The organism is Clavibacter sp. CT19, assembly GCF_027858075.1.
GTDB lineage: Bacteria > Actinomycetota > Actinomycetes > Actinomycetales > Microbacteriaceae > Clavibacter > Clavibacter tessellarius_A.
The window spans coordinates 292,071-314,447 of the sequence record NZ_JAQHYR010000003.1; the positions used below are offsets into that span (position 1 = coordinate 292,071).

The following is a 22,377-nucleotide window of genomic DNA, read 5'->3' on the forward strand; positions in this document are numbered from 1 at the left end:
GTGGGGCGACCGGCCGGACAGCGGCGCGGATAGACTCGATGACCGTGACCTCACGCACCCTCATCAAGAACCTGGCCGCCCTCGACGACGGGGACGTGGCCGTCTCCGGATGGGTCGAGACCGTCCGTGACCAGAAGAAGATCCAGTTCGTGATCCTCCGCGACGAGTCCGGCGCGGTGCAGCTCACGTACAAGCGCCAGGGCGACGAGGACCAGACCGCCGACACCATCTCCGGCCTCGCCGCGGGCACGTTCCTCACCGCCACCGGCACGCTCAAGCACGACGAGCGCGTGAAGCTCGGCGGCCTGGAGATCGGCCTGTCCGGCATCGAGGTCGCGGGCGCGGCCATCCCCGAGACGCCCATCGCGGCCGACTCCTCCATCGACAAGCGCCTCGACTGGCGCTTCATCGACCTCCGCGCGCCCCGCAACTCGCTGATCTTCCGCGTGCAGACCACGCTCGTGCACGCGCTCCGCACCTACTGGGTGGAGCACGACTTCATCGAGGTCTTCTCCCCCAAGCTCATGGCCACGCCCTCCGAGTCGAACGCCGAGCTGTTCAAGGTCGACTACTTCGACGGCGTCGCGTACCTCGCGCAGAGCCCGCAGTTCTTCAAGCAGATGGCGCAGTCCGCGGGCTTCGGCAAGATGTTCGAGGTCGGCCCGGCGTTCCGCGCCGACCCGTCCTTCACCTCGCGCCACGCGACCGAGTTCACCTCGGTGGACGCGGAGATCAGCTGGGTCGAGAGCCACGAGGACGTCGCCCGCCTCCAGGAGGAGCTCATCGTCGCCGCGCTCACCGCGGTGAAGGAGAAGCACGGCGACGAGATCCGCGAGCTGTTCGACGTGGAGGTGACCGTGCCGAGCATCCCGTTCCCGCGGATCCCGCTGCTCGAGGCCAAGGACATCGTCGCGAAGCGCGGCCACGTGATCGACCGCGCCGACGACGACCTCGACCCCGAGGGCGAGCGCCAGATCGCGGCGCACGTGTTGGAGGAGTTCGGCCACGAGTTCGTGTTCCTCACCGACTACCCGTCGACGATCCGGCCGTTCTACCACATGCGGAACGCCGAGGACCCGTCGATCACGAACAGCTACGACCTCATCTGGAACGGCGTCGAGATCACCACGGGCGCCCAGCGCGAGCACCGCGTCGAGGTGCTCGAGGCGCAGGCCCGCGAGAAGGGCCTCGACCCCGAGGAGCTCGGCTCCTACCTCGACTTCTTCCGCTACGGCGTGCCCCCGCACGGCGGGTTCGGCATGGGCCTCAACCGCGTGCTGATGCTGCTGCTGCACCAGTCGAACCTGCGCGAGGTCACGTACCTGTTCCGCGGCCCGAACCGGCTCGCGCCGTAGGCACCCGCTCCACCGGACGGCCCGATCCCCTCGCGGGGTCGGGCCGTTCCGCGTCTCCCGGACCCCGCGCGACCCGCGCGCTCCCGGATGCGCATCGCGCGGGGGAGCCGCCGGGCCATGGTCGCCACCAGGGCCGAGTACCGGGCGGCGGGGCCGCTCGCGCGACGGGCCTCGACGCGGTCGGCGCGGCGTTCGAGGAGATCGAGGCCCGTCGCGTCCTCCGCCTGGCCATCTGACCGGTCGGCAGCCGGCCCAGCGCACGCGACCGGCAGGATGGAGCCGTGCCCGACCACCTCGCCCTCCCGCCCGCCGTGTTCCTCGACGGCACCTACGGCGTCGGCAAGAGCGCCGTGCTCGAGCACCTCGGCGACCTCCTCGCAGCGGACGGGACGCCGTTCGCGCTCATGGACGTCGACTGGTTCCACCGGTCGTGGCCGACGGCGGCGGGGGATCCGGAGAACGTGGTGATCGAGGCGCAGGCCATGGCCGCCACCTGGGCCGAGTACCGGGCGGCGGGGCCGCGGCAGCTGGTGGTCAGCGGCGTGATCGCCGAGCGCGCCGACCTCGACAGGTACCGCGCGGCGCTCGGGATCGATGTGCGGTGCGTGCGCCTCACGGCGTCCGACGCGGTCGTCGAGGCGCGGTTGCGGTCCCGGTACGACGCGGATCGCGTGGCGGCGCGCGAGTGGCACCTGGCGCGGTTCCGCGACCTCGCCGCGCGCCAGGAGCGGGCGGACCTCGCCGAGGCGGTCATCGCGACGGACGGCGTCTCGCCGCGCGACGTCGCCCGCGCGGTGCGTGCCGCGCTCGGGTTCTGACGCCCGCCGCCGGCCGCCCGGCGTCGGCCGCCCGGCGTCGGCCGCCCGGCGTCGTCCTCCCGGCGTCGTCCTCGTCGGATCGGGCGCCCGCTCGTCGGCGCGCCCGCGGTCCCCGCCCGCACGGCTTTCCTCACGTGCCGTAATGTGCAGCACATCACCACGATCCGGGAGGGCCAGCAGTGGGTCAGCTCATCTACGACACGTCGACGCGCACGACGATCGACGACCGCGCGCTCGCCCACCTCCAGATCGTGATGCTCAACAAGCTCCGCCGGAAGGAGAGCTTCGCTTTCTCGTGGAAGTACCCGGCCGCCGAGGGCGACGGGCGGAGCACCGTCTGGATCGCCCCCGAGCTCCCCCTGCACTTCCGCTTCTCCGGCAGCCGGCCCCCGGCGATCAACCCGGCCTGGGTCGACGTGCTCATGGACAGCGCCAACACCGCGGCCGGCCTGCACCTGGTGCCCGAGCCGACGCAGCGCGAGGCCGTCCCGCGCGTCGTGCACGAGCTCGGCGTGGACTGACGCCGGACTCGCGCGCGTCCGGCACCGGCACCGGCACCGGGGCGCGTCCGGCCTAGTCGCGCGCCGTCGCGATCCGGCGGCGGGCGCGGTAGGCGATCCCGGCCGCGATCGGCAGCGCCACCGCCGCGCCGAGCGGACCCACGGACGCCGTGGCCGCGACGACCGCCAGCGTGGATCCACCCGCGAGCAGGAGCGCGTCCGCCTGCCACGCCGCGACCACGAGCGCCGAGGCGTCGCCGGCCGGGGTGGCCACGGGCGCCATCACCTCGAGCGGCAGCGGCCCCTTCGCGGCATCGAAGGCGCGCACCGCCACGAGCAGCAGCGCGACCCCGGGCGCGGCCGGGAGCCCGGCCGGATCCGCGCCCTGCGCCACCGCGACGCCCGCGCCCGCCAGCGCGCCCACGACCCCGGCCGCGGCGGGCAGGATCGCGTGCAGCGCGAGCAGCCGGCCCGTGGGGATCCCGTACAGCGGTGGCGCGGACGACACGTCGACCACGTGCCGGAAGCCGTCGGCCCACACGCCGAGCGCGAGGAAGCCGACGAGCGCCGCCGCGACGCCCGGGCCCCAGCGCCCGACCCCGTCGCCGCCGACGGCCGCGGCGACCAGCCCGCCGGAGGTCGCGATCCCGATGGCGGCCGCGGCGACGCGGACCGGCGTGCGGAGGGATCCGACGACGTCGCGCCGGAGGATCAGCGCGGGCAGCGAGCGCCCGCCCACCGCGGCGAGCCCGCGCCCGACCCGCGGCACGGGCCGGAAGCCGCCGGCGGCCATCGCCAGGTCGCCCGTGGTGGCGAGCGTCGTCGCCGCCTCCCACCGTCGGGCCTGCGCGACGAGGTCGGGTCCGCGCAACCCGCGGAGCAGCAGCGGGGCCGCCGCGACCGCGACGACGGCGAGCGCGACCAGGACGCCGAGCGCCGCGACCGATCCCGCCGGCAGCCCCGCGGATCCGGTCGCCGGCCCCGGCGATCCCGCGACCGGCCCGGGGAAGAGCGCCGCGAGCGCGCCCCACGGCGCCACGGGCGCGTGCGCCAGGAGGCCGAGCCCCGTGGATCCGAGCAGCACCGCGCCGACCGCGGCTCGCGCCCCGGGGCCCAGCCGCTGGCCGAGGAGCCAGCATCCCGCGACCGCGACGCCCGCGAGCGCCCCGCCCGCGGCGAAGGCGACGACCGGGACCGGATCCGCGTCGCCCGCGATGAGCAGCGCGATCGCCGGCAGCACCGCGACGAGCGCGCCGAGCGCCGCCCAGCCGACGAACGCCTGCGAGGTGGGCCGCCGCAGCACGACCGCCCGCGGGAGCGCGCTGCCGCCGAGGGCCGAGGCGAGGAAGGGCGACAGCAGCGCGGGACCGCGCGCGCCGCCGGCCGCGAGGAGGGCCGTGGCGGCGATCCCCCACGCCGCGGCGGTCGCGGTCGGGCCGTGCGCGCGGAGAGCGGCGGCGGCCGCCGGCTCCGCGAGCTCCAGCACGACCGCCCGCAGCAGAGGGAAGCCGACGATGAGCACCACGAGCGCGCCCGCGTACACGGCGTACGCGACGTCCATGGCGGAGGCGCCGCCGCGCTCGTCCCGGATCCCGCGGACGACGCGGAGCGCGCGGCCCGGCCTCACGCCGCGTCGCCGAGGAGCGCGACGCTCCGGCGGGCCACCGCGTTCCGCAGCACCGGGCTGTGCGTCGCGAGCACGAGCGTGCGACCGGCCTCGAGCTCCTGGCGGAGGATCCCGATCACCAGCTGGAGCCGGTCGGGATCCAGCCGCTGCTCGGGCTCGTCGAGGAGCAGCACGTCGTAGGGCCGCACGGTCGCCATGGCGAGGGCGGCGAGCTGCGACTGCCCGGAGGACAGCTCGTGCGGGAAGCGGCGGCCGAGCGGCGCCAGGTGCCAGCGCTCGAGGTGGTCGGCGGCCCGGGCGCGCGCCTCCTCCGCGTCCATGCCCCACGAGGCGGCGATCACGGCGAGGTGCTCGGCGAGCGTGAGGTCGCGCGCGACGGGCGGATGGCCGACGGCCCCCGACACGGCCCGCCGGAACTCCGCGCGCCGCTCGTCGACGGGCCGGCCGGCGACGCGGACGGATCCCGTGCTCGGCCGCGTCAGCCCCGCCAGCACCCGCAGCAGCGTCGTCTTGCCCGCGCCGTTCGGTCCGGTGACGGCGACGGCCTCGCTCGCGGAGGCGGTCAGGTCGGTCGGCCGGAGCAGCGGGATCCCGTCGACGACCACCGACACCCGCTCGACCTCGACCGCTCCCGCCATGCGCCCATCCTCCCGCACGACACGCGCCGGGCCGGGTGCCGGCACCGGCCGTGCCCGCATCCGCGTGCGCGCGTCAGGCGCCGACCGATGCGCCCCGGCCCGCGCGCGGCACCAGCCCGCCGTCGCCGAAGACGCGCGCCGCCCATCTGCGCCCCATCTCCGCGTACAGCGCCGCATCCGGATGCAGCCCGTCGGGCAGCGGGAAGCGCTCCACGTCGTCCGGCCCGTACAGCGCGAGGCCGTCGAGGTGGGCGATCCGCTCCCCCGACGCGGTGCGCACCCGCGCGACGTGCGCCACGTGGATCCGCGACTCCGCCAGCGTGAGCGCGCCCCGCCCCACGTCGGCCGGGTCGCCCGCCGCGAAGCAGCGCACCGTCCCGTCCTCCCGCAGCTCGACCCCGGGCGGCCCGGGCACGTGCTCGCTCCCTGGCCAGAGGATCGACGACGCGAGCACGATCGGCGTCTCCGGGTGCCCGCGCCGCACCCGGTCGAGGAACCCGTGCAGCGCGGGCACGAACGTGCGCTGGTCCATCGACCGCGCGCCCACGATGTTCACGCCGACGCTCAGCGAGATCACGTCGGCGGGCTCGTCGGCGATGGCATCGGCCACGAAGGGGTCGAGCATGCACTGCCCGCCGAAGCCGAGGCCGACCAGGTCGAGGCCGGCGCGGCGCGCGGCGACGACGGGCCAGGGGCCCGTCGGGTCGGGCGCCTCCACGCCGTGGCTGATGGAGCTGCCGTGGTGGATCCACCGCGGCAGCCCGAGCGGATCCGCGGCGCGCACGGGCCCGGCGCCGCCCACGGCCTCGATCCCCAGCAGGTCGACCAGCATCCCCTGCGGCAGCCAGACCGTGACGGTCGAGAGCTCGCGCCCGAGTCCGCGGAGCACGACGGTCGACGCGCCGCCCTCCGCCCCCGACGCGGTCTCGTCCGCCCGATCGCCGAGGGGCGAGATGCGCCGCACCACGTCGACGGGCGCCTCCACGGGCGCGAGGTCGCGGCCGTCGACCTCGGCGACGAACGTGTTGCGCGGCCCCGGCAGCTCGTCGTAGTGGATCCGCGTGCACCGCACCCGGAGCCGCACCTCGTCGGCGGCGGTCGTGAACCGGATCCGGACGCCTCCGGCCGTCGAGACCTGCGCCCGCAGGAGCTCGCCCGCGGGCGGGAAGTCGCGCCACCGGTCGACGGGGAGCCGCACCGGACGCACGCCGCCCGGCACCGGCACGAGCCCCAGATGGCCGTGCACGCGGACGGATCCGCCGCCCAGCTCGACGACCTCGCCGCTCACGCCGCCCCGCCCGCCACGTGCGCTCGACCGTGCGCCCGCACGTGCGCGACCGTCCGCGCGATCACCTCGTCGCGCTGCGGCAGCTGCGCCCAGCCGTGGTCCGCGCCGTCGACGACCACGAACTCCGCCCGGTCGCCGAGCGCGTCGGGCTCCCGGTACCGCCGGGCGTACGCGACGGGCACGAAGTCCTCCGTCCCGTGCAGGAGCAGGGCCGGGCCGTCGTATCCGGCGGCGCGCGCGTACGGGTCGAAGCCGAGGGCGTCGTCCCGCATGGCTGGCCCCATGCGCATCCCGGCGAAGTCGAACCAGCCGTCGGCGTCGAGCGACGCGAGCGAGCGGCCCTGGATGGTGCCGCCGCGGATGTCGTCCACGAAGACCGCCGCGGTCGACCACATCGCGAGCGACCGGATCCGCGCCCCCGCCGCCGTCTCCTCCGCGGCCACGACCGACGCCACGACCGCGCCGAGGCTCATGCCCACGAGGTGCACGTCGTCCGGATCCACCTCCGGCAGCGCCCGCACGGCCTCGAGCACGCGCCGCGCGTCGGCCACGTCGCCCGTCACCGTGGTGTCGAGGAACTCCCCGTCGCTCTCGCCGTGGCCCGCGCGGTCGTAGGCGACCACGCCGATCCCCTCCGCTGCGAGCCGCCGCGCGAGCGCCACGAACACGCCCGTCGTCTCGACCCGCGAGCCGCCGAAGCCGTGCATCAGCACCGCGACGGGCCCGGGTCCCGGGGCGTCGACCAGGTGCTGCGACCCGCGGAGCACGAGGCCCCGCACGCGCGCCTCGAACGGACGGATGCGCATCACGCCGGCCGGGCCGCTCACGCGACCGCCTCCACGGTGCGCACGGACGCCGTCGCGGGCACGGTGTCGCCCTCGACGTCGAACGCGGTCCCGCGCGCGCGGCGGAACCCGATCCACCCGATGAGGAAGCCCGCCGCCGCGACCGCCGAGACGCCGACGTAGACGCCCTGCGGGTTCAGCGCGAGGAGCGCCGGGGTCACGGCGTTGAGGCCGGCCGTGGCGAAGCGCGCCACCCCGTACACGGTGCCCTGCGCCGTGGACCGCAGCAGCGTGGGGAACGACTCCTGCGTCCAGACCTTCATGATCGTCTCGAAGCAGAACGCGCCCGCGAAGGTGGAGAGCACGATCGACACGACGAGCGTCGGCAGGCTGAAGCCGAGCACCACCGGGATGAGGTTCGCCGCGACCACCACGACCGACCCGACCACGAAGTACGGCATCCGGAAGCGGGTGTCCGCGACCGACATGAACCACAGGGCGCCCAGCACCGCGGCCGGCATCGCGAGGATCGTCCACGACTGGTACTCGTCGACCCGCGCGCCCGCGACGCTCACCGCGACGTACGTGCCGAAGCTGCCGGCGACGCTGATGGCCAGCGACGCGAGCGTGTAGTAGACGAGCAGGGTCGCGAACGGGCGGCGGTACGCCGGCCGGCCGAGGTCGCGGATCCGTCCCCGCTGCGCCCGCACGGTGCGCGCGCCGTCGGAGCGCTCGCGGCGCGCGACGAGCCACGACGCCGACTCGGGGATGGTGGCCCGCATCAGCAGCACGAGGGCGCCGACGACGCCGAACGCGCCGAACATCACGTGGCCGCCGGTGGGCCCGGACTGGCCGAACAGGATGCCGATGACCACGGCCAGCAGGATCCCGAACCCGCCCAGCAGGTTCGAGAAGACGAGGATCTTGCCGCGGTTCCGGTCGGTCGCCGCCTCCGAGATGGTCGCGAGCGCGACGGGGAGGTCGGCGCCGACGCCGATGCCGATGAGCGCGATGCCGGGGAGCAGCGCCGCGGACGAGACGCCGAGGAACGGCGTGATCGAGCCGATCACGATCAGCGTCATCGTGACGAGGAAGACGCGACGTCGACCGAACCGGTCGCCCGCCCATCCGCCGAGCAGGCTGCCTGCGGCCACGCCTGCGGTGAGCACGGCCGTGAGATAGCCCACCTCCGCGCCCGTGAGCCCGGGCCCTCCGGTCGGCGGCGCGAGGAAGAGCACGAGCGCGATGCCCACGCCCGTCGTCGCGGCGGCGTCGACGAACGTCGCCATGCCGCACACGAAGCCCACCCACCAGGCGTTCGGGGCCCTCCGGGCCCCCTCGACAGCAGTCATCCCATACTCCTTCGTATGCGTCGTGAGATCGCGGGCCGGTCGGGCACCGGCCGCGCGCAGGATGCTACAACGATCTAGCACCTCCACGGAAGCACTCTCCCCGGAGATCAGGAGGCGGCGGGCCCGACCGAGGCGCCGGGTGCGAGCACCATCGGGATCCGGTGCACGGCAGGCGCCGCCTCCCGGTCGAACAGCAGCTCCACCGCTCGGCGCCCCAGCTCCAGCTGCGGCAGCGCGACCGAGGCGAGCGGCGGATCCAGCGCGCGGCTGATCGCGCTCCCGTCGAACGCGACCACCGACACGTCCTCCGGGACGCGGAGCCCGCTCCGGTGCAGCGCCTGGTACGCACCGGCGGCCACGGCGTCGTTGGCGCAGACGAGGGCGGTCGGCCGGGCGCCGGATCCGAGGAGCGCCGCCACGGCGTCGCGCCCGTCCGCGGTGTCCCAGTCGCGCTCCACGTCCTGGACGCCGGCGAGCTCCACGCCCGCCTCGGCGAGCGCGCGTCGCACGCCCGCGAGCCGCTCCTCGAGCGCGAGCGGCGCCCATCCGCGCCACGCCGGGCCGCCCGTGACGCCCGCGGGGAGTCCGCCCACGAACCAGATCCGGTCCCGGTGGCCGAGGTCGAGGAGCATGCGCGCGGCGTCCGATCCGGCCGTGTCCTCGTCCGGCACCACCGCCGACGCCGTCCCGCTCCCGGGCACGCAGTTCAGCAGCACGTGCGGCACCTGGTCGAGGAGGGCGGGCGGCTCGACGACGCGGGTGAACATGGACGCATAGAGCACGCCGTCGATGGTCCGCCCGAGGAGGCTCTCGAGGAGCTGCTCCTCCTGCCGGGCGTCGCCCTGCGTGTCCACGGTGAAGAGGATCGTGTCCCGCTCCCGCAGCGCGTCCAGCGCCCCGCGCACCATCGAGTTCGCGTGCGACGTGCTGCTGACGAAGTCGGAGACGAGCGCGACCGTGCCGGACCGGCCGGTGCGGAGGGTGCGGGCGGTCATGTTCGGGCGGTAGCCGAGGTCGCCCGCGGCCCGCTGGATCCGCTCGATCGTGTCGGCCGAGAGGCGCTGGTCGGTCCGCCCCGTCAGCGCGAAGGACACCGCGGATCGCGACACCCCGGCACGCTCCGCCACCTGCGCGAGGGTGATGCGTCGCCGGGGGCCACGCGCGCTGCCGTCCCGGGCGGTCGCGCGGTCGTCGCCGACGACGTCAGACCTCGAAGTCGACCGATGCCGCGGACGCCACGAGGCTGCGCACGACGGCGGCGACGCGCTGGTGCTCGGGGTGCTGGTCGTACGCGTCGAGGGCGGCACGGTCGTCGAAGTCGGCGATGAGCACGAGGTCGTGGCTGCGGGCGGATCCGACGACGTCGCGCCCCACCTGGAACGAGCGGATGCCGGGCACCAGCGCCGGCAGCGTGCCGAGGGCCTCGGCGGCGCGGGCCGCGTCGCGGTCGAGGGCGGCGGGGTCGCGGTCGGCGAGCTTCCAGGAGACGACGTGGCGCAGGGTCATGCGACGACCCTAGCCGCGCGCGACGCGGGTCGGCGGACGGCCCGGGTCAGCGGGCGACGAGCGCGGCGCGCAGCCGGTCGGCGTCGATCCGCCAGTGGTTGTGCACGCGGCCGTCGATGAGGAGCACCGGGATCTCCTCCGCGTACTCGTCGGCGAGCGCCCGGTCGTCGAGGATGCTGCGCTCCTCGAGCGTGACGTCGGCGGCGCGCGCCGGGTCGAGCTCCCCGAGCACGCGGGTGACGACGTCGCGGGCGTCGTCGCACAGATGGCAGCCGGGCTTGCCGACGAGGGTGAGGACCGTTGCGCTCATCCGCCCAGCGTAGGCGAGCGCGGCCGTCGCGCCGCTCCCGGGACGGGCGGCGGCCGGGCGCGGGAGCGTCGCCTACGCTGGCCCGATCATGGTCGAGCAGGCGGTCGCCCCGGTCCTCGCGTTCTTCGACGTGGACAACACCCTGATCCATGGCGCGAGCGCCTTCCACCTCGTGCGCGGGCTCCGCGCGGCGGGCCTCCTCTCGACGCGGGACATCGTCGGCGCCGGGTGGAAGCACGCGCGCTTCAAGGCGCGCGGCGAGAACGACCGGCACCTCGCATCCGCCCGCGCCCGCGGCCTCCAGGTGGTGACGGGCGTCACCGTCGCGCAGATGGCGCGGCTCGCCGACGACGTGTACGAGCGCCACACCGCCGCCACCGTCTGGCCGGAGACGCTCGACCTCGCGCGTGAGCACCTCGCGAAGGGCCACCAGGTCTGGCTCGTCACGGCGTCGCCGTCGTTCCTCGCCGACGTGATCGCGCGGCGGCTCGGCCTCACCGGCGCGCTGGGCAGCGCGCTCGAGATCGCGGGCGGCGCGTACACCGGCCGCCTCGCGGGCGAGTTCCTGCACGGCGAGCACAAGGCCGCCGCGGCGCGAGCGCTCGTCGCGCGCACGGGGGCGGATCCGGCCGCGTGCTGGGCGTACTCCGACTCGCGGCACGACATCCCGCTGCTCACGCTCGTCGGCCACCCGGTGGTGGTGAACCCGGACCGGGCGCTGGCCGCCCACGCGCGCGCCGCGGGCTGGCCGTCGATGCGGCTGCAGCGCGCGAGCATCCGCGACGCCCGTCGACGCGTGCGCCGCGAGGCCGCGGAGGCGGGCGGCCCGGCCGCGCCCTGACCGTCCGCGCCCTGACCGGCCGCGACCTCCCCGCCCACGACCCCCCGCGCCGCGCCCACCACAGGCGGACAGACCCGCACCCGCACAGACCCACGCCCGGACAGCCCCACGCCCGGACAGACGAAGAGGACGCCGCCCCGTCTCCGGGTCGGCGTCCTCTCGTCGCGTTCAGCGCCCTCGTGGACGCGTGCGCTCTACTTCTTGTTGCGACGCTGGTGGCGCGTCTTGCGAAGCAGCTTGCGGTGCTTCTTCTTCGCCATGCGCTTGCGACGCTTCTTGATCACTGAACCCATAGGGGCACCTCATCTGTTGCCGGACGGAACACGCGGGCTCTGGTGACCCGCGGAAAATAGCCTCAGAGGAGTCTAGCCGACATCCGACATGCCGGAGTGACGCGAGGCCTCCCCGGGCTGGCCGGGCACCGCGTTCGAGGGGTCGATCGCGGCGAGCACGGCCGACTCGGGCACGCGGAACGAGCGACCGAAGCGGATGGCGGGCAGGTCGCCCGAGTGCACGAGGCGGTAGACGGTCATCTTGGAGACGCGCATCATCTCGGCGACCTCGGCCACCGTGAGGAATCGGACGTCGGACAGGTCACGCGACATGGGCGGATGGACTCCTCGTTCTGCGTGACCGGCTCACGGACCTCGTAGCCCCCGCGATGCGGGCGCTGGTGCGCGAGTCTAGGGGTCCGGATGGACGCCTGTCCATCGTGTCACATCCTGCATCACGCGTCCCGGGAGTTCCCCGCCTTCCGGCCGCGCAGCCGACCGAGCGACGCCTGGCCCGCGCTGCCCGCCACGCGGGTGGCGTCGTGCACGGCCGCGGCCGCCTGGTAGCGGGTGTCCGCCCAGATGCGACCGAGCGACGCGGCGAACGGGTAGCCGGCCGGGTCGTGCTCGCCGTCGCCGTCGGGGTCCGCGGAGAGGCCGCCGCCGAGCAGGCCGGTGTCGGGATCGGCGTGGCCGTCGTCGACCGCGCCGCCGGCGACGCGATCGGCCGCCGCGAACGGCGCGACCCAGGCCTCGAGCGCCTCGAGCGGCGCGGGCTCCAGCCGGTAGTACCGGTGCTGCCCCTCCTCGCGGACGGACACGAGGCCGATGTCGCGCAGCACGCGCAGGTGCTTCGACACGGTCGGCTGGCTGATCCCGAGGGTCTGCACGAGCTCGGAGACGCTGATCTCCCCCGTGGGCGCCTCGGGCACGGCACGTCGGTCGAGCAGCACGCGGAGGAGGTCGCGTCGGGTGGGATCCGACACGACGTCGAAGATGTCAGCCATGCCCGAAGGGTATTCCGTCGCGCACTCGCAGTACCATGACCATCCGGGCCGACAGGGCTCGGAGCGGACAGGGGACCATGCGCGTCAAGCCGGAGAGGGGCCGTCCGCTGCTCGGCCGCATCCGCGACTTCCTCGACTACTTCGCGCACTCCACCCCGGCCCGCTTCGCGATCCTCATCTTCGCGGCGCTCGTGTTCACCCTCACGACGATCCTCATGCTCCCCGGCATGACGTCCACCGGCGACACCGCCCCCTTCGCCGACGCGCTCTTCACGGCCGTGTCCGCCATCTGCGTCACGGGCCTCGCGACGGTCGACATGGCCACCTACTGGACCCCGCTCGGCCACGCCTTCATCGCGCTCGGCGTGCAGATCGGCGGCATCGGCGTGCTCACGCTCGCGTCGATCATGGGGCTCATCGTCTCGCGCCGCCTCGGCCTCAAGGCCAGGCTCATGGCGGCGAGCGACAGCAACCCGCTGCGGATCCACCACGGCCCCGTCGCCGAGGGCCAGGCCGTGAAGCTCGGCGAGATCGGCACGCTGCTGCTCACGGTCGCGATCAGCGCGCTCGTCATCGAGCTGTCCATCGCGGCGCTGCTGTTCCCGCGGATCCTGCTGGAGGGCATCCCCGTCGGCCAGGCCGCCCTCGACTCCTTCTACTACTCGCTCATGGCCTTCACGAACACGGGCTTCGTGTTCAGCGAGGCCGGGTTCGAGCTGTACCACCAGGACTACTGGTTCCTCAGCCTGCTCATGATCGGCGTCTTCCTCGGCAGCATCGGCTTCCCGGTCATCTACGCCGTCTACCGCGGCTGGCGGAAGCCGCGGCGGTTCTCCGTGCACGTGAAGCTCACGCTCTGGACCTCGCTCATCCTCATCGTGCTCGGCACGCTCGCCTACGTCGTGCTCGAGTGGGACAACGAGAGGACGTTCGCGCGCATGGATCCGGTGCAGCACGGCTTCCAGGCGCTGTTCCTCTCGGTCATGACGCGCTCCGGCGGCTTCTCCACGCTCGACATGGGCGACTTCGGCAACGCGAGCCTCCTGGTCACCGACATGCTCATGTTCATCGGCGGCGGATCCGCGTCCACGGCCGGCGGCATCAAGGTCACCACCCTCGCCATCCTGTTCCTCGCGGCCTTCGCGGAGGCCCGCGGCAGCGAGTCGATGGAGGTGTTCGAGCGCCGCATCCCGAGCGACGTGCTCCGCCTCGCGGTGAGCATCGTGCTCTGGGGTGCGACGACCGTGGCGCTCAGCAGCATCGTGCTGCTCCAGATCTCAGGCGAGCGCCTCGACTACGTGCTCTTCGACGCCATCAGCGCGTTCGCCACCTCGGGCCTCAGCACGGGCTTCACGGCCGAGGCCACGGATCCCGCGAAGTACGTGCTCGCGGTCACCATGTTCCTGGGGCGCGTCGGCACCGTGACCCTCGCGGCGGCCCTCGCCGCGAGCACCCGCCGACAGCTCTTCCAGCGCTCCGAGGAGCGCCCGATCGTCGGCTGAGCCGACGGTCGCCCCACCCGTCCCCGCATCCACCGCAGCAGGAAGGCCCCACCATGGGCGAACGCATCCCCCACAACGCCCCCGTGCTCGTGATCGGGCTCGGCCGCTTCGGCGCCGCGACCGCCGGCCAGCTGGCCCGGCTCGACCGGGAGGTGCTCGCGATCGACGCGAGCGAGGGCCTCGTGCAGAAGTGGTCGGACCGCGTGACGCACGCCGTGCAGGCCGATGCGCGCAACATCGAGGCGCTGCAGCAGCTGGGCGCCAAGGACTTCTCCATCGCGGTCGTCGCGGTCGGGTCGTCGATCGAGGCGAGCGTGCTCATCACCGCGAACCTGGTGGACCTCAAGATCCCGCAGATCTGGGCCAAGGCCATCAGCCAGTCGCACGGCAAGATCCTGGAGCGCATCGGCGCGAACCACGTGATCTACCCGGAGGCCGAGGCGGGCGAGCGCGTGGCGCACCTCGTGTCGGGCCGGATGCTCGACTTCATCGAGTTCGACGACGACTTCGTGCTGGCGAAGATGTACCCGCCGAAGCCCATCCGCGGCATGGCGCTCGCGGAGTCGTCGGTGCGGCGGCGCTACCGGATCACGGTGGTCGGCGTGAAGACGCCCGGCAAGCCGTTCACGTACGCGACCGCCGAGACCGTCGTCTCGAACCACGACCTCATCATCGTGTCGGGCACGTCGGCCGACATCGAGCGGTTCGCCTCGCTGTCCTGATCCGCGGGTGCGCGCCGGCGCGGCTCGACCGGCGGCCAGCTCAGCCGGCCGCCAGCTCCCGCGCCCGGGCGAGCGCGGCGTCGGTCGCGCGGTCGAACAGCCCCGACAGGTCCGCCGCCTGCAGCACCTCGACGGCCCGCTCGGTCGTGCCCTTGGGGCTCGTGACCCGGCGGCGGAGCTCCGCGGGCTCGTCGTCCGACGCGGCGAGCAGCTCCACCGCACCACGGAAGGTCCCCTGCACGAGCACACGCGCTTCGTCGGGGCTGAAGCCCTTGGCCTCGGCCGTCCGCGTCAGCTCCTCGATGAGCAGGAACACGTAGGCGGGGCCGGATCCGGAGATCGTGCTCAGCGCGTCGATGCGGTCCTCGGGCACCTCCACCACGTCGCCGACCGTGGCGAACACGGAGCGGGCGAGCGCGAGGTCCTCGAGGCTCGAGCGCGTGCCGGCGGCGAGGCCCGTGACCCCGCGGCCCACGAGCGACGGCGTGTTCGGCATCGACCGCACGACCACCACGTGGTCCGGCAGCAGCGACTCGAAGGTCGCGACGGTCACGCCGGCGGCGACGCTGATCACGAGCGCGCCGGGCTCCAGGTCGTCGGCGATCTCGCGCAGCAGGTCCGGCACCAGGTGCGGCTTCACGCCCACGACCACGATGCGCGCGCCGCGGACCGCGCGGCGGTTCGCGTCGGCGTCCTCCTCGACGCTGGCGGCGGATACGCCCTCCCGCGATCCGAGCGCGTCGGCGCTGGCGGCCGAGCGCGTGGTGACGCGCACGTCGCCCTCGACCTCCACGCCCGGCTGCAGCAGTCCGCCGAGGATGGCGCCGTTCATGGATCCGGTGCCGAGCATCGCGAGCGACGGGAGGCGGACGACCTCGGCGGGGGCGGACGGGGCGGGGCGGGAGGCGTCGGGCATGCCCCGATCCTAGGGACCGGGCGTCGCCCGATCGGGTGGTCGACCGCCCCCGCCGCGTGGCTAGGCTGAGGCGACCGGGGCACGCGCGCCCGGGCGGCCCGAGCCGCCTCGCCGGTCGAGGAGGTCCCGCCTTGAGCGAATCGCACGGCAGCAAGGCGATCCTCGCCGCCCTCGCGGCCAACGTCGGCATCGCGATCACGAAGTTCATCGCGGCGTTCTTCTCCGGATCCTCGTCGATGCTCGCGGAGGGCGTCCACTCGCTCGCCGACTCCGGCAACCAGATCCTGTTGCTCATCGGCGGCAAGCGCGCCAAGCGCGTCGCGGACGAGGAGCACCCGTTCGGCTACGGGCGCGTGCGCTACGTCTACGCGTTCATCGTCTCGATCATCCTGTTCTCGGTCGGCGGCGTGTACTCGCTGTACGAGGGCATCCACAAGATCGAGCACCCGGAGCCGCTCGACGTGCCGTGGCTGCCGATCGTGGTGCTCGTCATCGCGATCGCCCTCGAGTCGTTCTCGCTGCGAACCGCGATCAAGGAGTCGAACCCGCTGCGCGGGAACCAGACGTGGGTGCAGTTCGTGCGCCGCGCCAAGAGCCCCGAGCTCCCCGTGCTGCTGCTCGAGGACACGGCCGCGCTCTCCGGCCTCGTGTTCGCGCTCCTCGGCGTCGTCGCGTCGATCGTCACCGGGAACGGCATCTACGACGGCATCGGCACCCTCCTCATCGGCGTGCTGCTCGTGGCGGTCGCCGTGGTCCTCGGCGTCGAGATGAGCAGCCTGCTCGTCGGCGAGGGCGCGTCGAAGCCGGACCTCGCGGCCATCCGCGCCGCCATCACGGCCGGACACGAGGCCGAGTCGATCATCCACATGAAGACGCTCTACCTCGGCCCGGACGAGCTGCTCGTCGCGGCGAAGATCGCGATGCCAGCCACCAGCTCGCTGGGCGACGTGGCCGCCGGGATCGACGCGATCGAGCGCCGCGTGCGCGAGGCCGTCCCGGTCGCGCGGGTCATCTACCTCGAGCCCGACGTGCGGGTCGCGACGCGCTGATCCGCCGCTCCCGCGCCCGGCAGGCAACACGATCCCCGATGTGCAGAGCCCGCCCCTCGCGCCCTCGGGCGCCGGCCACCATGGCGGCCGGCGGGTCAGGGGACCCGCGGGTCGCGAGCGCTCGGGCCCGACGCACGAGGCGCGACGGATCCCCGGAGACCGAGGAGAACGACCATGACACGTGCCATCACGACCGCCGCCACCGCCGCTCTCACCCTGGCGCTCGGCCTCGCCGCGACCAGCGCCGCCCACGCGGACACGCGCTACGCGCCGACCATCACCGGTGATCCGGCCCAGTCGCAGTCGATCGCCTGGGGTTCCGGGGACACCCCGCCTCCGCTCCCAGGGCACCACCACCGCCCCGCCGCGACGCACACCACCCCCGGGCAGGCGCACCGCCACGGATGACACGGGCTCCGGCCGGTGCACAACCCGGTCCCCATCCGACCCCGCGCTGCGACCATGTCGCCCGGACGGTCGTCGCGATGCGTCCACGGCAGATGCTCGAGCGCAGCGCTCCGATCACGCCGCCACCGGAGGAGACCAGCGATGACGCACGCCACGAAGGCCGCAGCAGCGGCCGCCCTCGCCCTGGGGCTGGTCCTCACGGCGACCACCGCCGCCCAGGCCGAGGCCGCTCACTCGCCGACGACCACCACCGCCACGGCTCGGATCGACGCGTTCGGCGGCGACTACCTGCCCACGCGAGCCCACCGGTTCCGCGGCATCCCGCCGCGCCACGGCTCCCACCTCAATGACGACCCGACGCACGCCGGGCTGGCTCCCATCTGCCGCCACTGCGCCAGCTGAAGCCGTGGACGGGGCCGCATGTCCGCCCGACGCGGGGCCCGCGCGATGCCCGCCACGACATCTCGCGACCACGCGGCCGCGAGATGTGCACAGGCCGCACGACGCACGCCCCTCGCTGCGACCATGACGGCCGGACCGGTATCGCGCCCTGTCCGCAACCGATGCCGAGCACACCGCTCCGATCACGCCGCCACACGAGGAGACCCCCGATGACCCACGCCACGAAGACCGCGGCAGCGGCAGCCCTCGCCCTGGGGCTGGTCCTCACGGCGACCACGGCCGCCCAGGCCGAGGCCGCTCACGCACCGACGACCACCACCGCGCGGACCGCCTCGGCGGCCACCGGCGGGGACGTCGCGACGCTGCTGGGATTCGACTACGGGGGATACGGTTATCACTCGCACCGCAACATCAAGCCCCACCCGAAGTCGCCTGCCCCCGAGTGCCCGCGCTGCTGATCCCGGGCGGGCTCCGGACGCCGGATCAGGCGTCGGTGCGGCGCTCCGCGAAGAAGCCGTCCAGCAGGCGCGCGCACTCCTCGGCCGCGACGCCGGCGAACACCTCCGCACGATGCGGCAGGCGACGGTCGCGGAGCACGTCGTAGAGGGATCCCGCCGCGCCGGCCTTCTCGTCCCACGCGCCGAAGACGACGCGGGGCACGCGGGCCGCGAGGATCGCCCCGGCGCACATCACGCACGGCTCGAGCGTGACGACCAGAGTCGTGCCCACGAGATGCCGATCGCCGGTCGTCGCGGCGGCCTCGCGCAGCGCCTCCACCTCGGCGTGCGCCGTGGGATCCTGGCGCGCCTCGCGGAGGTTGCGGCCGCGTCCGACGACGGCGCCGGACGCATCCACCACGACCGCGCCCACGGGCACGTCCCCGGTGGCCGCGCAGGCCCGGGCCTCGTCGAGCGCCACGGCCATCCAGCGGTCGAAGTCGCCGGGCACGTGGAGGTCCAATCGCGTTCCCCCTTGCTGATTGAATGGAGCCTATGCGAGTCCACGTAGCCGACCACCCGCTCATCACGCACAAGCTGACGGCGCTGCGGGACCGCACCACACCCTCCCCCGTGTTCCGGAGCCTCGCCGACGAGCTCGTCACCCTCCTCGCGTACGAGGCCACCCGCGACGTGCGCGTCGAGACCATCACGGTGCAGACCCCGGTCGCACCCGCCGAGGGCCTCACGCTCAGCGACCCGAAGCCGCTCGTGGTCCCCATCCTCCGCGCGGGCCTCGGCATGCTCGACGGCCTGATGCGCCTCATGCCGAGCGCCGAGGTCGGCTTCCTCGGCATGGTCCGCAACGAGGAGACGCTGCAGCCGGACATCTACGCCGAGCGCCTCCCCACCGACCTCTCGAACCGCCAGTGCTTCGTCGTCGACCCGATGCTCGCCACGGGTGGCTCCCTCATCGCGGCGATCGAGTACCTCTTCGACCGCGGCGCCGTCGACGTCACGTGCATCTGCCTCATCGCCGCTCCCGAGGGACTGAAGGCCGTCGAGGAGGCCACCGCGGGCCGCGAGGTCACCATCGTGCTGGGCGCCCTCGACGAGAAGCTCGACGAGGTCGGCTACATCATCCCCGGGCTCGGCGACGCGGGCGACCGCCTGTACGGCACCGCCGCGCACTGACCCGCATCACGCGTGCGACGGCGCCCGCCCCCTCGGGGACGGGCGCCGTCGCGCGTCCACGCACGATTCCTGCGCGTCCCGCACGATTCCGGCCACCGCTGTTGACACGGGCGCACGGATCCGTGCATGCTCTCCCCATGACTCTGAACGCGCACGTCCTGACCTCCTCCGAGGCCTCGGGAGTCGCCGGCATGATGATGCCCGGCCGTGTCGCGATGTCCTGTCGAATGTCGGCCTGACCCGCCCCCTTCGCCTGAGCGGTCCTGCGACGAGTCCGTCGCCGGCCCTCCCCGCCGTCACCGGCGCATCCGCCCCCTGAGGCGTCTCGCACTCCCCGTGGTCCCGCGCACCCCTGCTGCGCCGCACCCGCATCATCACAAGGACACCGCCATGTCGCTCGCGACCATCGACCCCGCCCGCACCCTCCTCCGCTCCGCTCCCACCGCACCCGTCCTCCGGGCGGCCGCCCCGCTGGCGCCGTCCGTCCGGCGTCCGCAGCCGGCGCCGGCTCCCGCGGCTCCCACCGCCGTGCCGACGGCCGCCCCCGCCGCCCGTCCGGCCCGCCTCCGCGCCGTGCCCGAGGGCACCGAGGCCCGCGGCTTCGCCCTCTACGTCGGCCTCGATGAACTGAAGGCGGCATCCGCGGGCACCGACCTCGGCACCGTCGTCGCCGCGCTCAAGCGCCTCGCCGCGGAGCTGGCCCCCGGCATCGAGACGCACGCCGCTGTCGCCCTCGCCCCCGAGGGCGCCGGAGGCCGTGACCTCGACGTGGTGCGCCTCGCCCTGCAAGATCCCGCGGCCGTCGCCCAGCACCGCGAGCAGCCGGACGAGGAGGAGCGCGCCACGAGCGGCGTGGTCGTCGACCTCTCCCGCAAGCGCGTCGTCCTGGACGAGGAGGTCGCGCCCCTCACCTACAAGGAGTTCGAGCTGCTGCAGTACCTCGTCCTCCGCGAGGGCCGCACCATCGAGCGGTCGGAGCTCATCGCGTCGCTGTGGTCGACCGGCGACGAGGACGACGTGCCGAACGAGCGCACCATCGACGTCCACATCCGCCGCCTCCGCTCGAAGCTCGGCCGCTACGAGGAGATCGTCCGCACCGTGCGCGGCGCGGGGTACCGTTTCGACCGCCACGCGGACGTCGCCGTGCACCACACGAGCACCGCGTCGCCCGACCTCTTCTGACGCGGAGCCGCCCCGCCCAGGCCCTCCTTGCGGAGCTGTCGGCGGACTCCCAGCGCGCAGGGCCCCCATCGGGTAGCGCAGCGTTACGGGATCGTTATACAGTCTTCTCGTCCCCACCGTTTGCTGTGGCGGTGGAGACGGAATGTGATCGCAGGACACTCCTGGTGCAAGGGAGAGGGCCGGCCCCATGCCTCTGGGGTCGGCCCTCAGTCATGTCCGGGGCGAGTCGCCGCCGGGCATCACGCCATCTCGCCCTCACTAGACTTCCGATCGAGAGCGCTCCCCGGTCGTCACGCGGGCGCGCACCGACGAGGAGGCCTGGTGGGCGAGACCGCGGACGCCGTGCGGGCCTGGGAGTCGCTCTTCCGCGCCCAGGTCAGCGTGATGCGCCGCCTCTCGGCCGAGTTCCCCAGCCGCGACCTCTCGTTCAACGAGTACGACGTGCTCTTCAACATCTCGCGCCAGCCGGAGGGCCGCCTGCGGCTGCGCGACCTCAACCAGCACGTGCTCCTCACGCAGCCGAGCGTCAGCCGCCTCATCGACCGGCTCGTGTCGCGCGGCCTCGTCGTCAAGTGCGGCGACGAGAGCGACGGGCGCGCCACCATCGTGCGGCTCACGGACGCCGGGGACGCCGCGTTCCGGGCGGTCGCGCGCGTGCACATGGAGTCGATCGCCGCGACGGTCGGCGGAGCGCTCAGCGCCGACGAGCTCGAGACGCTGCGGACCCTCACCGACAAGCTCCGCGGCGGCGTCGCCGAGTTCTAGCGCGCCGACCGGCCGCGGCCGACCGCGTCGTCGGACCGCGCGAAGGGGCCGCCCCGGGCGACGAGGAGGCGCAGGAGCGCCATCGCCGTGTCGACGGACGTGACGACCACCGCGGCCCAGCCGACCAGGGTCGTCGCGGCGTCCCCCGCGGGCCCGTCCATCGCGGCGAGAGCCAGGACGACCACGACGAGCGCGGCGACCACGATCGCGGCGACGGCGTCGACGGCACCCCACGGCGTCGCGACGGAGCCGGGCGTCGGCCGCCGTCCGCCGCGCGGCGTCAGGCGGCGGAGCCCGTCCCGGATCCGGGAGACGCCGTACGCGGACTCGCCCAGCTCCAGCGGGACGTAGGTGGCACCGAACACGACGTCCGCGAGGGTCCGCTCGCGGATCTTGCGGAGGGTCCGGATGTGCAGGGGCAGCCGCACGAGGAGGGGCAGCGCCCACCACCAGGCCGGCTGCAGGGTGCCCTCGAGCGACGCCGCGGCCAGGTAGAGCAGCGCCAGGCCGTAGGACAGGACGCGCAGGACGGGCCCGACGCCGATGCGGAGCACGGCGAGGCGCGCCCGGCGGCGATCCCCCGCATCGATGCCGGCGGCGGAGCGCGTGAGGCGTCCGACGCTCGCGCTCCACCTGTCGCGCCGGACCCGGAGCGTGGCCCAGCTCACGGCCGTGTCCACGCGGGCCGTCGCCCCGGGCACCAGGATCGTGCGGTCCGCGCCCGCGAGGAGCGCGGTGACGATGCCGTCGGCCGAGGGGCGCGGATCCGTCGCGGCCGCGTCGCCGGCGGGGAGCCGCAGGAGCGTGGCGGGCGCGAGCGGCACGGGACCCGCGAGGCCGAGGTCGGTGCCCGTCTCGACCGCGCCCATCGCCCAGTGGCGCTGCAGGAGCCGGAGGCCGGCCGCGAGGGGGCCGCCGCGCCCGGTCGGACGCGGATCGAGTCGGGCGGATGCGGTCGTCACCCGCGGCTCGCGGTCGAGGGCGGCGGCGAGGAGCTCGAGCACGCCCGGATCCAGCTCGGCGTCGGGCGACACGAGGAGGACGGACGCGTCATCGCCGACGAGCCGCAGGGCGAAGTCGTAGGCGGAGCGGAGGGAGTCCTCGCGCGGGCCGCGGTCGATCACCGTCACGGTCGTGCTCGACGGTCCCGGGCCCGGGACCCGGTGCGCGTGGCGCCCGTTAAACGTGCGCGCCACCGCGAACGTGTCGTCCCGGCTGCCCGCGACCACGACGAAGACGCGCTCGGGCGGGACGCTCTGGGCGAGGATCGAGGCGAGCGAGCGCGCGATGGTGGCGCCGGCGTCGCCTGCGACCATGACCGCCGAGACCGGCGCGGTGCGGCCGATCCGGGGCTGTGCGGGCGGGGGCAGGGCGGTGCTGTCGTTGTCCATGGGCCTCTCCACGACGATGGATCCGTGTCGGCGGTCGGACCCGGACGGACGCGCACTGCCGTGTGCAATGTTACGTGCCGCCCGGCCCGGTCCGCGCAGCGACGTCGCCC

General features: G+C 74.5%; 26 protein-coding genes and 1 pseudogene. 13 read left to right on the plus strand and 14 right to left on the minus strand.

Annotated features, from left to right (window positions below; genetic code table 11):
* The first annotated feature begins 38 nt into the window (after positions 1–38).
* The 3 genes from aspS (at position 39) to PED38_RS05545 (ending at position 2,694) form a co-directional block, all read left to right on the plus strand.
* Entirely contained in the window at positions 39–1,355 is a 1,317-nt protein-coding gene (gene aspS / locus PED38_RS05535) for an aspartate--tRNA(Asn) ligase (RefSeq protein ID WP_270980259.1), read from the plus strand.
* 281 nt (positions 1,356–1,636) lie between these two features.
* A complete protein-coding gene (locus PED38_RS05540) occupies positions 1,637–2,173 on the plus strand; it encodes an AAA family ATPase (protein ID WP_063072434.1) in 537 nt (178 codons plus the stop codon).
* Between the two features lie 179 nt (positions 2,174–2,352).
* Positions 2,353–2,694, plus strand: coding sequence for a DUF7882 family protein (locus tag PED38_RS05545; protein ID WP_270980262.1), 342 nt, complete (start codon positions 2,353–2,355; stop codon positions 2,692–2,694).
* 52 nt (positions 2,695–2,746) lie between these two features.
* Here PED38_RS05545 and PED38_RS05550 read toward each other — a convergent pair whose 3' ends face one another.
* From PED38_RS05550 to PED38_RS05585, 8 genes and pseudogenes are all read right to left on the minus strand, one after another.
* The gene (locus tag PED38_RS05550) at positions 2,747–4,300 is read right to left on the minus strand and encodes a hypothetical protein (RefSeq protein ID WP_270980263.1); all 1,554 of its coding nucleotides are present in this window, start codon (positions 4,298–4,300) and stop codon (positions 2,747–2,749) included.
* Positions 4,297–4,866 (minus strand): annotated as a pseudogene (locus PED38_RS05555) (ABC transporter ATP-binding protein); the annotation flags it as partial. The gene PED38_RS05550 and the pseudogene PED38_RS05555, both read right to left, overlap by 4 nt.
* Positions 4,867–5,011: 145 nt before the next feature.
* Complete coding sequence (locus PED38_RS05560) at positions 5,012–6,226, minus strand: GDSL-type esterase/lipase family protein (RefSeq protein ID WP_270980267.1); 1,215 nt, start codon at positions 6,224–6,226, stop codon at positions 5,012–5,014.
* A complete protein-coding gene (locus PED38_RS05565; RefSeq protein ID WP_270980269.1) occupies positions 6,223–7,053 on the minus strand; it encodes an alpha/beta hydrolase in 831 nt (276 codons plus the stop codon). Before PED38_RS05565 ends, PED38_RS05560 begins: the two co-directional genes overlap by 4 nt.
* Positions 7,050–8,363, minus strand: a complete 1,314-nt coding sequence (locus tag PED38_RS05570; RefSeq protein WP_270980271.1) for an MFS transporter — start codon at positions 8,361–8,363, stop codon at positions 7,050–7,052. Before PED38_RS05570 ends, PED38_RS05565 begins: the two co-directional genes overlap by 4 nt.
* 107 nt (positions 8,364–8,470) lie before the next feature.
* Positions 8,471–9,490 (minus strand): LacI family DNA-binding transcriptional regulator, encoded by a 1,020-nt coding sequence (locus PED38_RS05575; RefSeq protein ID WP_270980273.1) that lies wholly within the window; start codon positions 9,488–9,490, stop codon positions 8,471–8,473.
* 76 nt (positions 9,491–9,566) lie between these two features.
* On the minus strand, positions 9,567–9,869 hold the full coding sequence (locus PED38_RS05580; protein ID WP_063072440.1) for a Dabb family protein: 303 nt from the start codon (positions 9,867–9,869) through the stop codon (positions 9,567–9,569).
* Positions 9,870–9,915: 46 nt separating this feature from the next.
* Positions 9,916–10,179 carry a glutaredoxin family protein gene (locus tag PED38_RS05585; RefSeq protein ID WP_063072441.1) on the minus strand — a complete coding sequence of 88 codons (264 nt, stop codon included), beginning with the start codon at positions 10,177–10,179 and terminating at the stop codon, positions 9,916–9,918.
* An 88-nt stretch (positions 10,180–10,267) separates the two neighbouring features.
* Between PED38_RS05585 and PED38_RS05590 the strand changes: the two genes are divergently transcribed.
* Positions 10,268–11,020: an HAD family hydrolase gene (locus PED38_RS05590; RefSeq protein WP_270980276.1), complete on the plus strand. Its 753-nt coding sequence runs from the start codon at positions 10,268–10,270 to the stop codon at positions 11,018–11,020.
* A 194-nt stretch (positions 11,021–11,214) separates the two neighbouring features.
* On the opposite strand, the gene PED38_RS05595 is transcribed toward PED38_RS05590, so the two are convergent.
* The 3 genes from PED38_RS05595 to PED38_RS05605 all read right to left on the minus strand — a co-directional run bounded on the left by PED38_RS05595 (position 11,215) and on the right by PED38_RS05605 (position 12,299).
* Positions 11,215–11,313 (minus strand): 30S ribosomal protein bS22, encoded by a 99-nt coding sequence (locus PED38_RS05595; RefSeq protein WP_003792170.1) that lies wholly within the window; start codon positions 11,311–11,313, stop codon positions 11,215–11,217.
* Positions 11,314–11,385: 72 nt separating this feature from the next.
* The gene (locus PED38_RS05600) at positions 11,386–11,625 is read right to left on the minus strand and encodes a helix-turn-helix domain-containing protein (RefSeq protein ID WP_012299821.1); all 240 of its coding nucleotides are present in this window, start codon (positions 11,623–11,625) and stop codon (positions 11,386–11,388) included.
* 122 nt (positions 11,626–11,747) lie between these two features.
* The gene (locus PED38_RS05605; RefSeq protein WP_063072443.1) at positions 11,748–12,299 is read right to left on the minus strand and encodes an ArsR/SmtB family transcription factor; all 552 of its coding nucleotides are present in this window, start codon (positions 12,297–12,299) and stop codon (positions 11,748–11,750) included.
* Between the two features lie 77 nt (positions 12,300–12,376).
* Between PED38_RS05605 and PED38_RS05610 the strand changes: the two genes are divergently transcribed.
* Together PED38_RS05610 and PED38_RS05615 are read left to right on the plus strand one after the other, a co-directional pair.
* The gene (locus tag PED38_RS05610; protein ID WP_063072444.1) at positions 12,377–13,801 is read left to right on the plus strand and encodes a TrkH family potassium uptake protein; all 1,425 of its coding nucleotides are present in this window, start codon (positions 12,377–12,379) and stop codon (positions 13,799–13,801) included.
* 53 nt (positions 13,802–13,854) lie between these two features.
* A complete protein-coding gene (locus PED38_RS05615; RefSeq protein ID WP_043671599.1) occupies positions 13,855–14,523 on the plus strand; it encodes a potassium channel family protein in 669 nt (222 codons plus the stop codon).
* 40 nt (positions 14,524–14,563) lie between these two features.
* Here PED38_RS05615 and proC read toward each other — a convergent pair whose 3' ends face one another.
* Positions 14,564–15,439 (minus strand): pyrroline-5-carboxylate reductase, encoded by an 876-nt coding sequence (proC, locus tag PED38_RS05620; protein ID WP_270980286.1) that lies wholly within the window; start codon positions 15,437–15,439, stop codon positions 14,564–14,566.
* A gap of 131 nt (positions 15,440–15,570) precedes the next feature.
* On the opposite strand from proC, the gene PED38_RS05625 reads away from it, so the two are divergent.
* From PED38_RS05625 to PED38_RS05640, 4 genes are all read left to right on the plus strand, one after another.
* Positions 15,571–16,488: a cation diffusion facilitator family transporter gene (locus PED38_RS05625; RefSeq protein WP_063072460.1), complete on the plus strand. Its 918-nt coding sequence runs from the start codon at positions 15,571–15,573 to the stop codon at positions 16,486–16,488.
* A 174-nt stretch (positions 16,489–16,662) separates the two neighbouring features.
* Entirely contained in the window at positions 16,663–16,896 is a 234-nt protein-coding gene (locus PED38_RS05630) for a hypothetical protein (RefSeq protein WP_270980287.1), read from the plus strand.
* Positions 16,897–17,037: 141 nt separating this feature from the next.
* The gene (locus PED38_RS05635) at positions 17,038–17,298 is read left to right on the plus strand and encodes a hypothetical protein (RefSeq protein ID WP_270980288.1); all 261 of its coding nucleotides are present in this window, start codon (positions 17,038–17,040) and stop codon (positions 17,296–17,298) included.
* Between the two features lie 209 nt (positions 17,299–17,507).
* Positions 17,508–17,756: a hypothetical protein gene (locus PED38_RS05640; RefSeq protein WP_063072463.1), complete on the plus strand. Its 249-nt coding sequence runs from the start codon at positions 17,508–17,510 to the stop codon at positions 17,754–17,756.
* A 25-nt stretch (positions 17,757–17,781) separates the two neighbouring features.
* Here the strand turns inward: PED38_RS05640 and tadA are convergent, their stop codons facing one another.
* Positions 17,782–18,222, minus strand: a complete 441-nt coding sequence (gene tadA / locus PED38_RS05645; RefSeq protein ID WP_175345528.1) for a tRNA adenosine(34) deaminase TadA — start codon at positions 18,220–18,222, stop codon at positions 17,782–17,784.
* 68 nt (positions 18,223–18,290) lie between these two features.
* On the opposite strand from tadA, the gene upp reads away from it, so the two are divergent.
* The 3 genes from upp (at position 18,291) to PED38_RS05660 (ending at position 20,876) form a co-directional block, all read left to right on the plus strand.
* On the plus strand, positions 18,291–18,929 hold the full coding sequence (upp, locus tag PED38_RS05650; RefSeq protein WP_041464689.1) for a uracil phosphoribosyltransferase: 639 nt from the start codon (positions 18,291–18,293) through the stop codon (positions 18,927–18,929).
* Between the two features lie 390 nt (positions 18,930–19,319).
* The gene (locus tag PED38_RS05655) at positions 19,320–20,111 is read left to right on the plus strand and encodes a winged helix family transcriptional regulator (RefSeq protein WP_063072465.1); all 792 of its coding nucleotides are present in this window, start codon (positions 19,320–19,322) and stop codon (positions 20,109–20,111) included.
* 321 nt (positions 20,112–20,432) lie between these two features.
* On the plus strand, positions 20,433–20,876 hold the full coding sequence (locus PED38_RS05660) for a MarR family winged helix-turn-helix transcriptional regulator (protein ID WP_254654579.1): 444 nt from the start codon (positions 20,433–20,435) through the stop codon (positions 20,874–20,876).
* On the opposite strand, the gene PED38_RS05665 is transcribed toward PED38_RS05660, so the two are convergent.
* On the minus strand, positions 20,873–22,267 hold the full coding sequence (locus tag PED38_RS05665) for a glycosyltransferase family A protein (protein WP_270980289.1): 1,395 nt from the start codon (positions 22,265–22,267) through the stop codon (positions 20,873–20,875). The genes PED38_RS05660 and PED38_RS05665 overlap by 4 nt on opposite strands.
* Positions 22,268–22,377: the final 110 nt, after the last annotated feature.

Excerpts from the sequence above, each read along its gene's own strand:
- aspS (WP_270980259.1), top strand. The coding sequence starts at position 39 with ATGACCGTGACCTCACGCACCCTCATCAAGAACCTGGCCGCCCTCGAC.
- PED38_RS05570 (WP_270980271.1), bottom strand. The coding sequence starts at position 8,363 with ATGACTGCTGTCGAGGGGGCCCGGAGGGCCCCGAACGCCTGGTGGGTG.
- PED38_RS05580 (WP_063072440.1), bottom strand. The coding sequence starts at position 9,869 with ATGACCCTGCGCCACGTCGTCTCCTGGAAGCTCGCCGACCGCGACCCC.
- PED38_RS05585 (WP_063072441.1), bottom strand. The coding sequence starts at position 10,179 with ATGAGCGCAACGGTCCTCACCCTCGTCGGCAAGCCCGGCTGCCATCTG.
- PED38_RS05590 (WP_270980276.1), top strand. The coding sequence starts at position 10,268 with ATGGTCGAGCAGGCGGTCGCCCCGGTCCTCGCGTTCTTCGACGTGGAC.
- PED38_RS05595 (WP_003792170.1), bottom strand. The coding sequence starts at position 11,313 with ATGGGTTCAGTGATCAAGAAGCGTCGCAAGCGCATGGCGAAGAAGAAG.
- PED38_RS05600 (WP_012299821.1), bottom strand. The coding sequence starts at position 11,625 with ATGTCGCGTGACCTGTCCGACGTCCGATTCCTCACGGTGGCCGAGGTC.
- PED38_RS05605 (WP_063072443.1), bottom strand. The coding sequence starts at position 12,299 with ATGGCTGACATCTTCGACGTCGTGTCGGATCCCACCCGACGCGACCTC.
- PED38_RS05610 (WP_063072444.1), top strand. The coding sequence starts at position 12,377 with ATGCGCGTCAAGCCGGAGAGGGGCCGTCCGCTGCTCGGCCGCATCCGC.
- PED38_RS05615 (WP_043671599.1), top strand. The coding sequence starts at position 13,855 with ATGGGCGAACGCATCCCCCACAACGCCCCCGTGCTCGTGATCGGGCTC.
- proC (WP_270980286.1), bottom strand. The coding sequence starts at position 15,439 with ATGCCCGACGCCTCCCGCCCCGCCCCGTCCGCCCCCGCCGAGGTCGTC.
- PED38_RS05630 (WP_270980287.1), top strand. The coding sequence starts at position 16,663 with ATGACACGTGCCATCACGACCGCCGCCACCGCCGCTCTCACCCTGGCG.
- PED38_RS05635 (WP_270980288.1), top strand. The coding sequence starts at position 17,038 with ATGACGCACGCCACGAAGGCCGCAGCAGCGGCCGCCCTCGCCCTGGGG.
- PED38_RS05640 (WP_063072463.1), top strand. The coding sequence starts at position 17,508 with ATGACCCACGCCACGAAGACCGCGGCAGCGGCAGCCCTCGCCCTGGGG.
- tadA (WP_175345528.1), bottom strand. The coding sequence starts at position 18,222 with ATGGCCGTGGCGCTCGACGAGGCCCGGGCCTGCGCGGCCACCGGGGAC.
- upp (WP_041464689.1), top strand. The coding sequence starts at position 18,291 with ATGCGAGTCCACGTAGCCGACCACCCGCTCATCACGCACAAGCTGACG.
- PED38_RS05655 (WP_063072465.1), top strand. The coding sequence starts at position 19,320 with ATGTCGCTCGCGACCATCGACCCCGCCCGCACCCTCCTCCGCTCCGCT.
- PED38_RS05665 (WP_270980289.1), bottom strand. The coding sequence starts at position 22,267 with ATGGACAACGACAGCACCGCCCTGCCCCCGCCCGCACAGCCCCGGATC.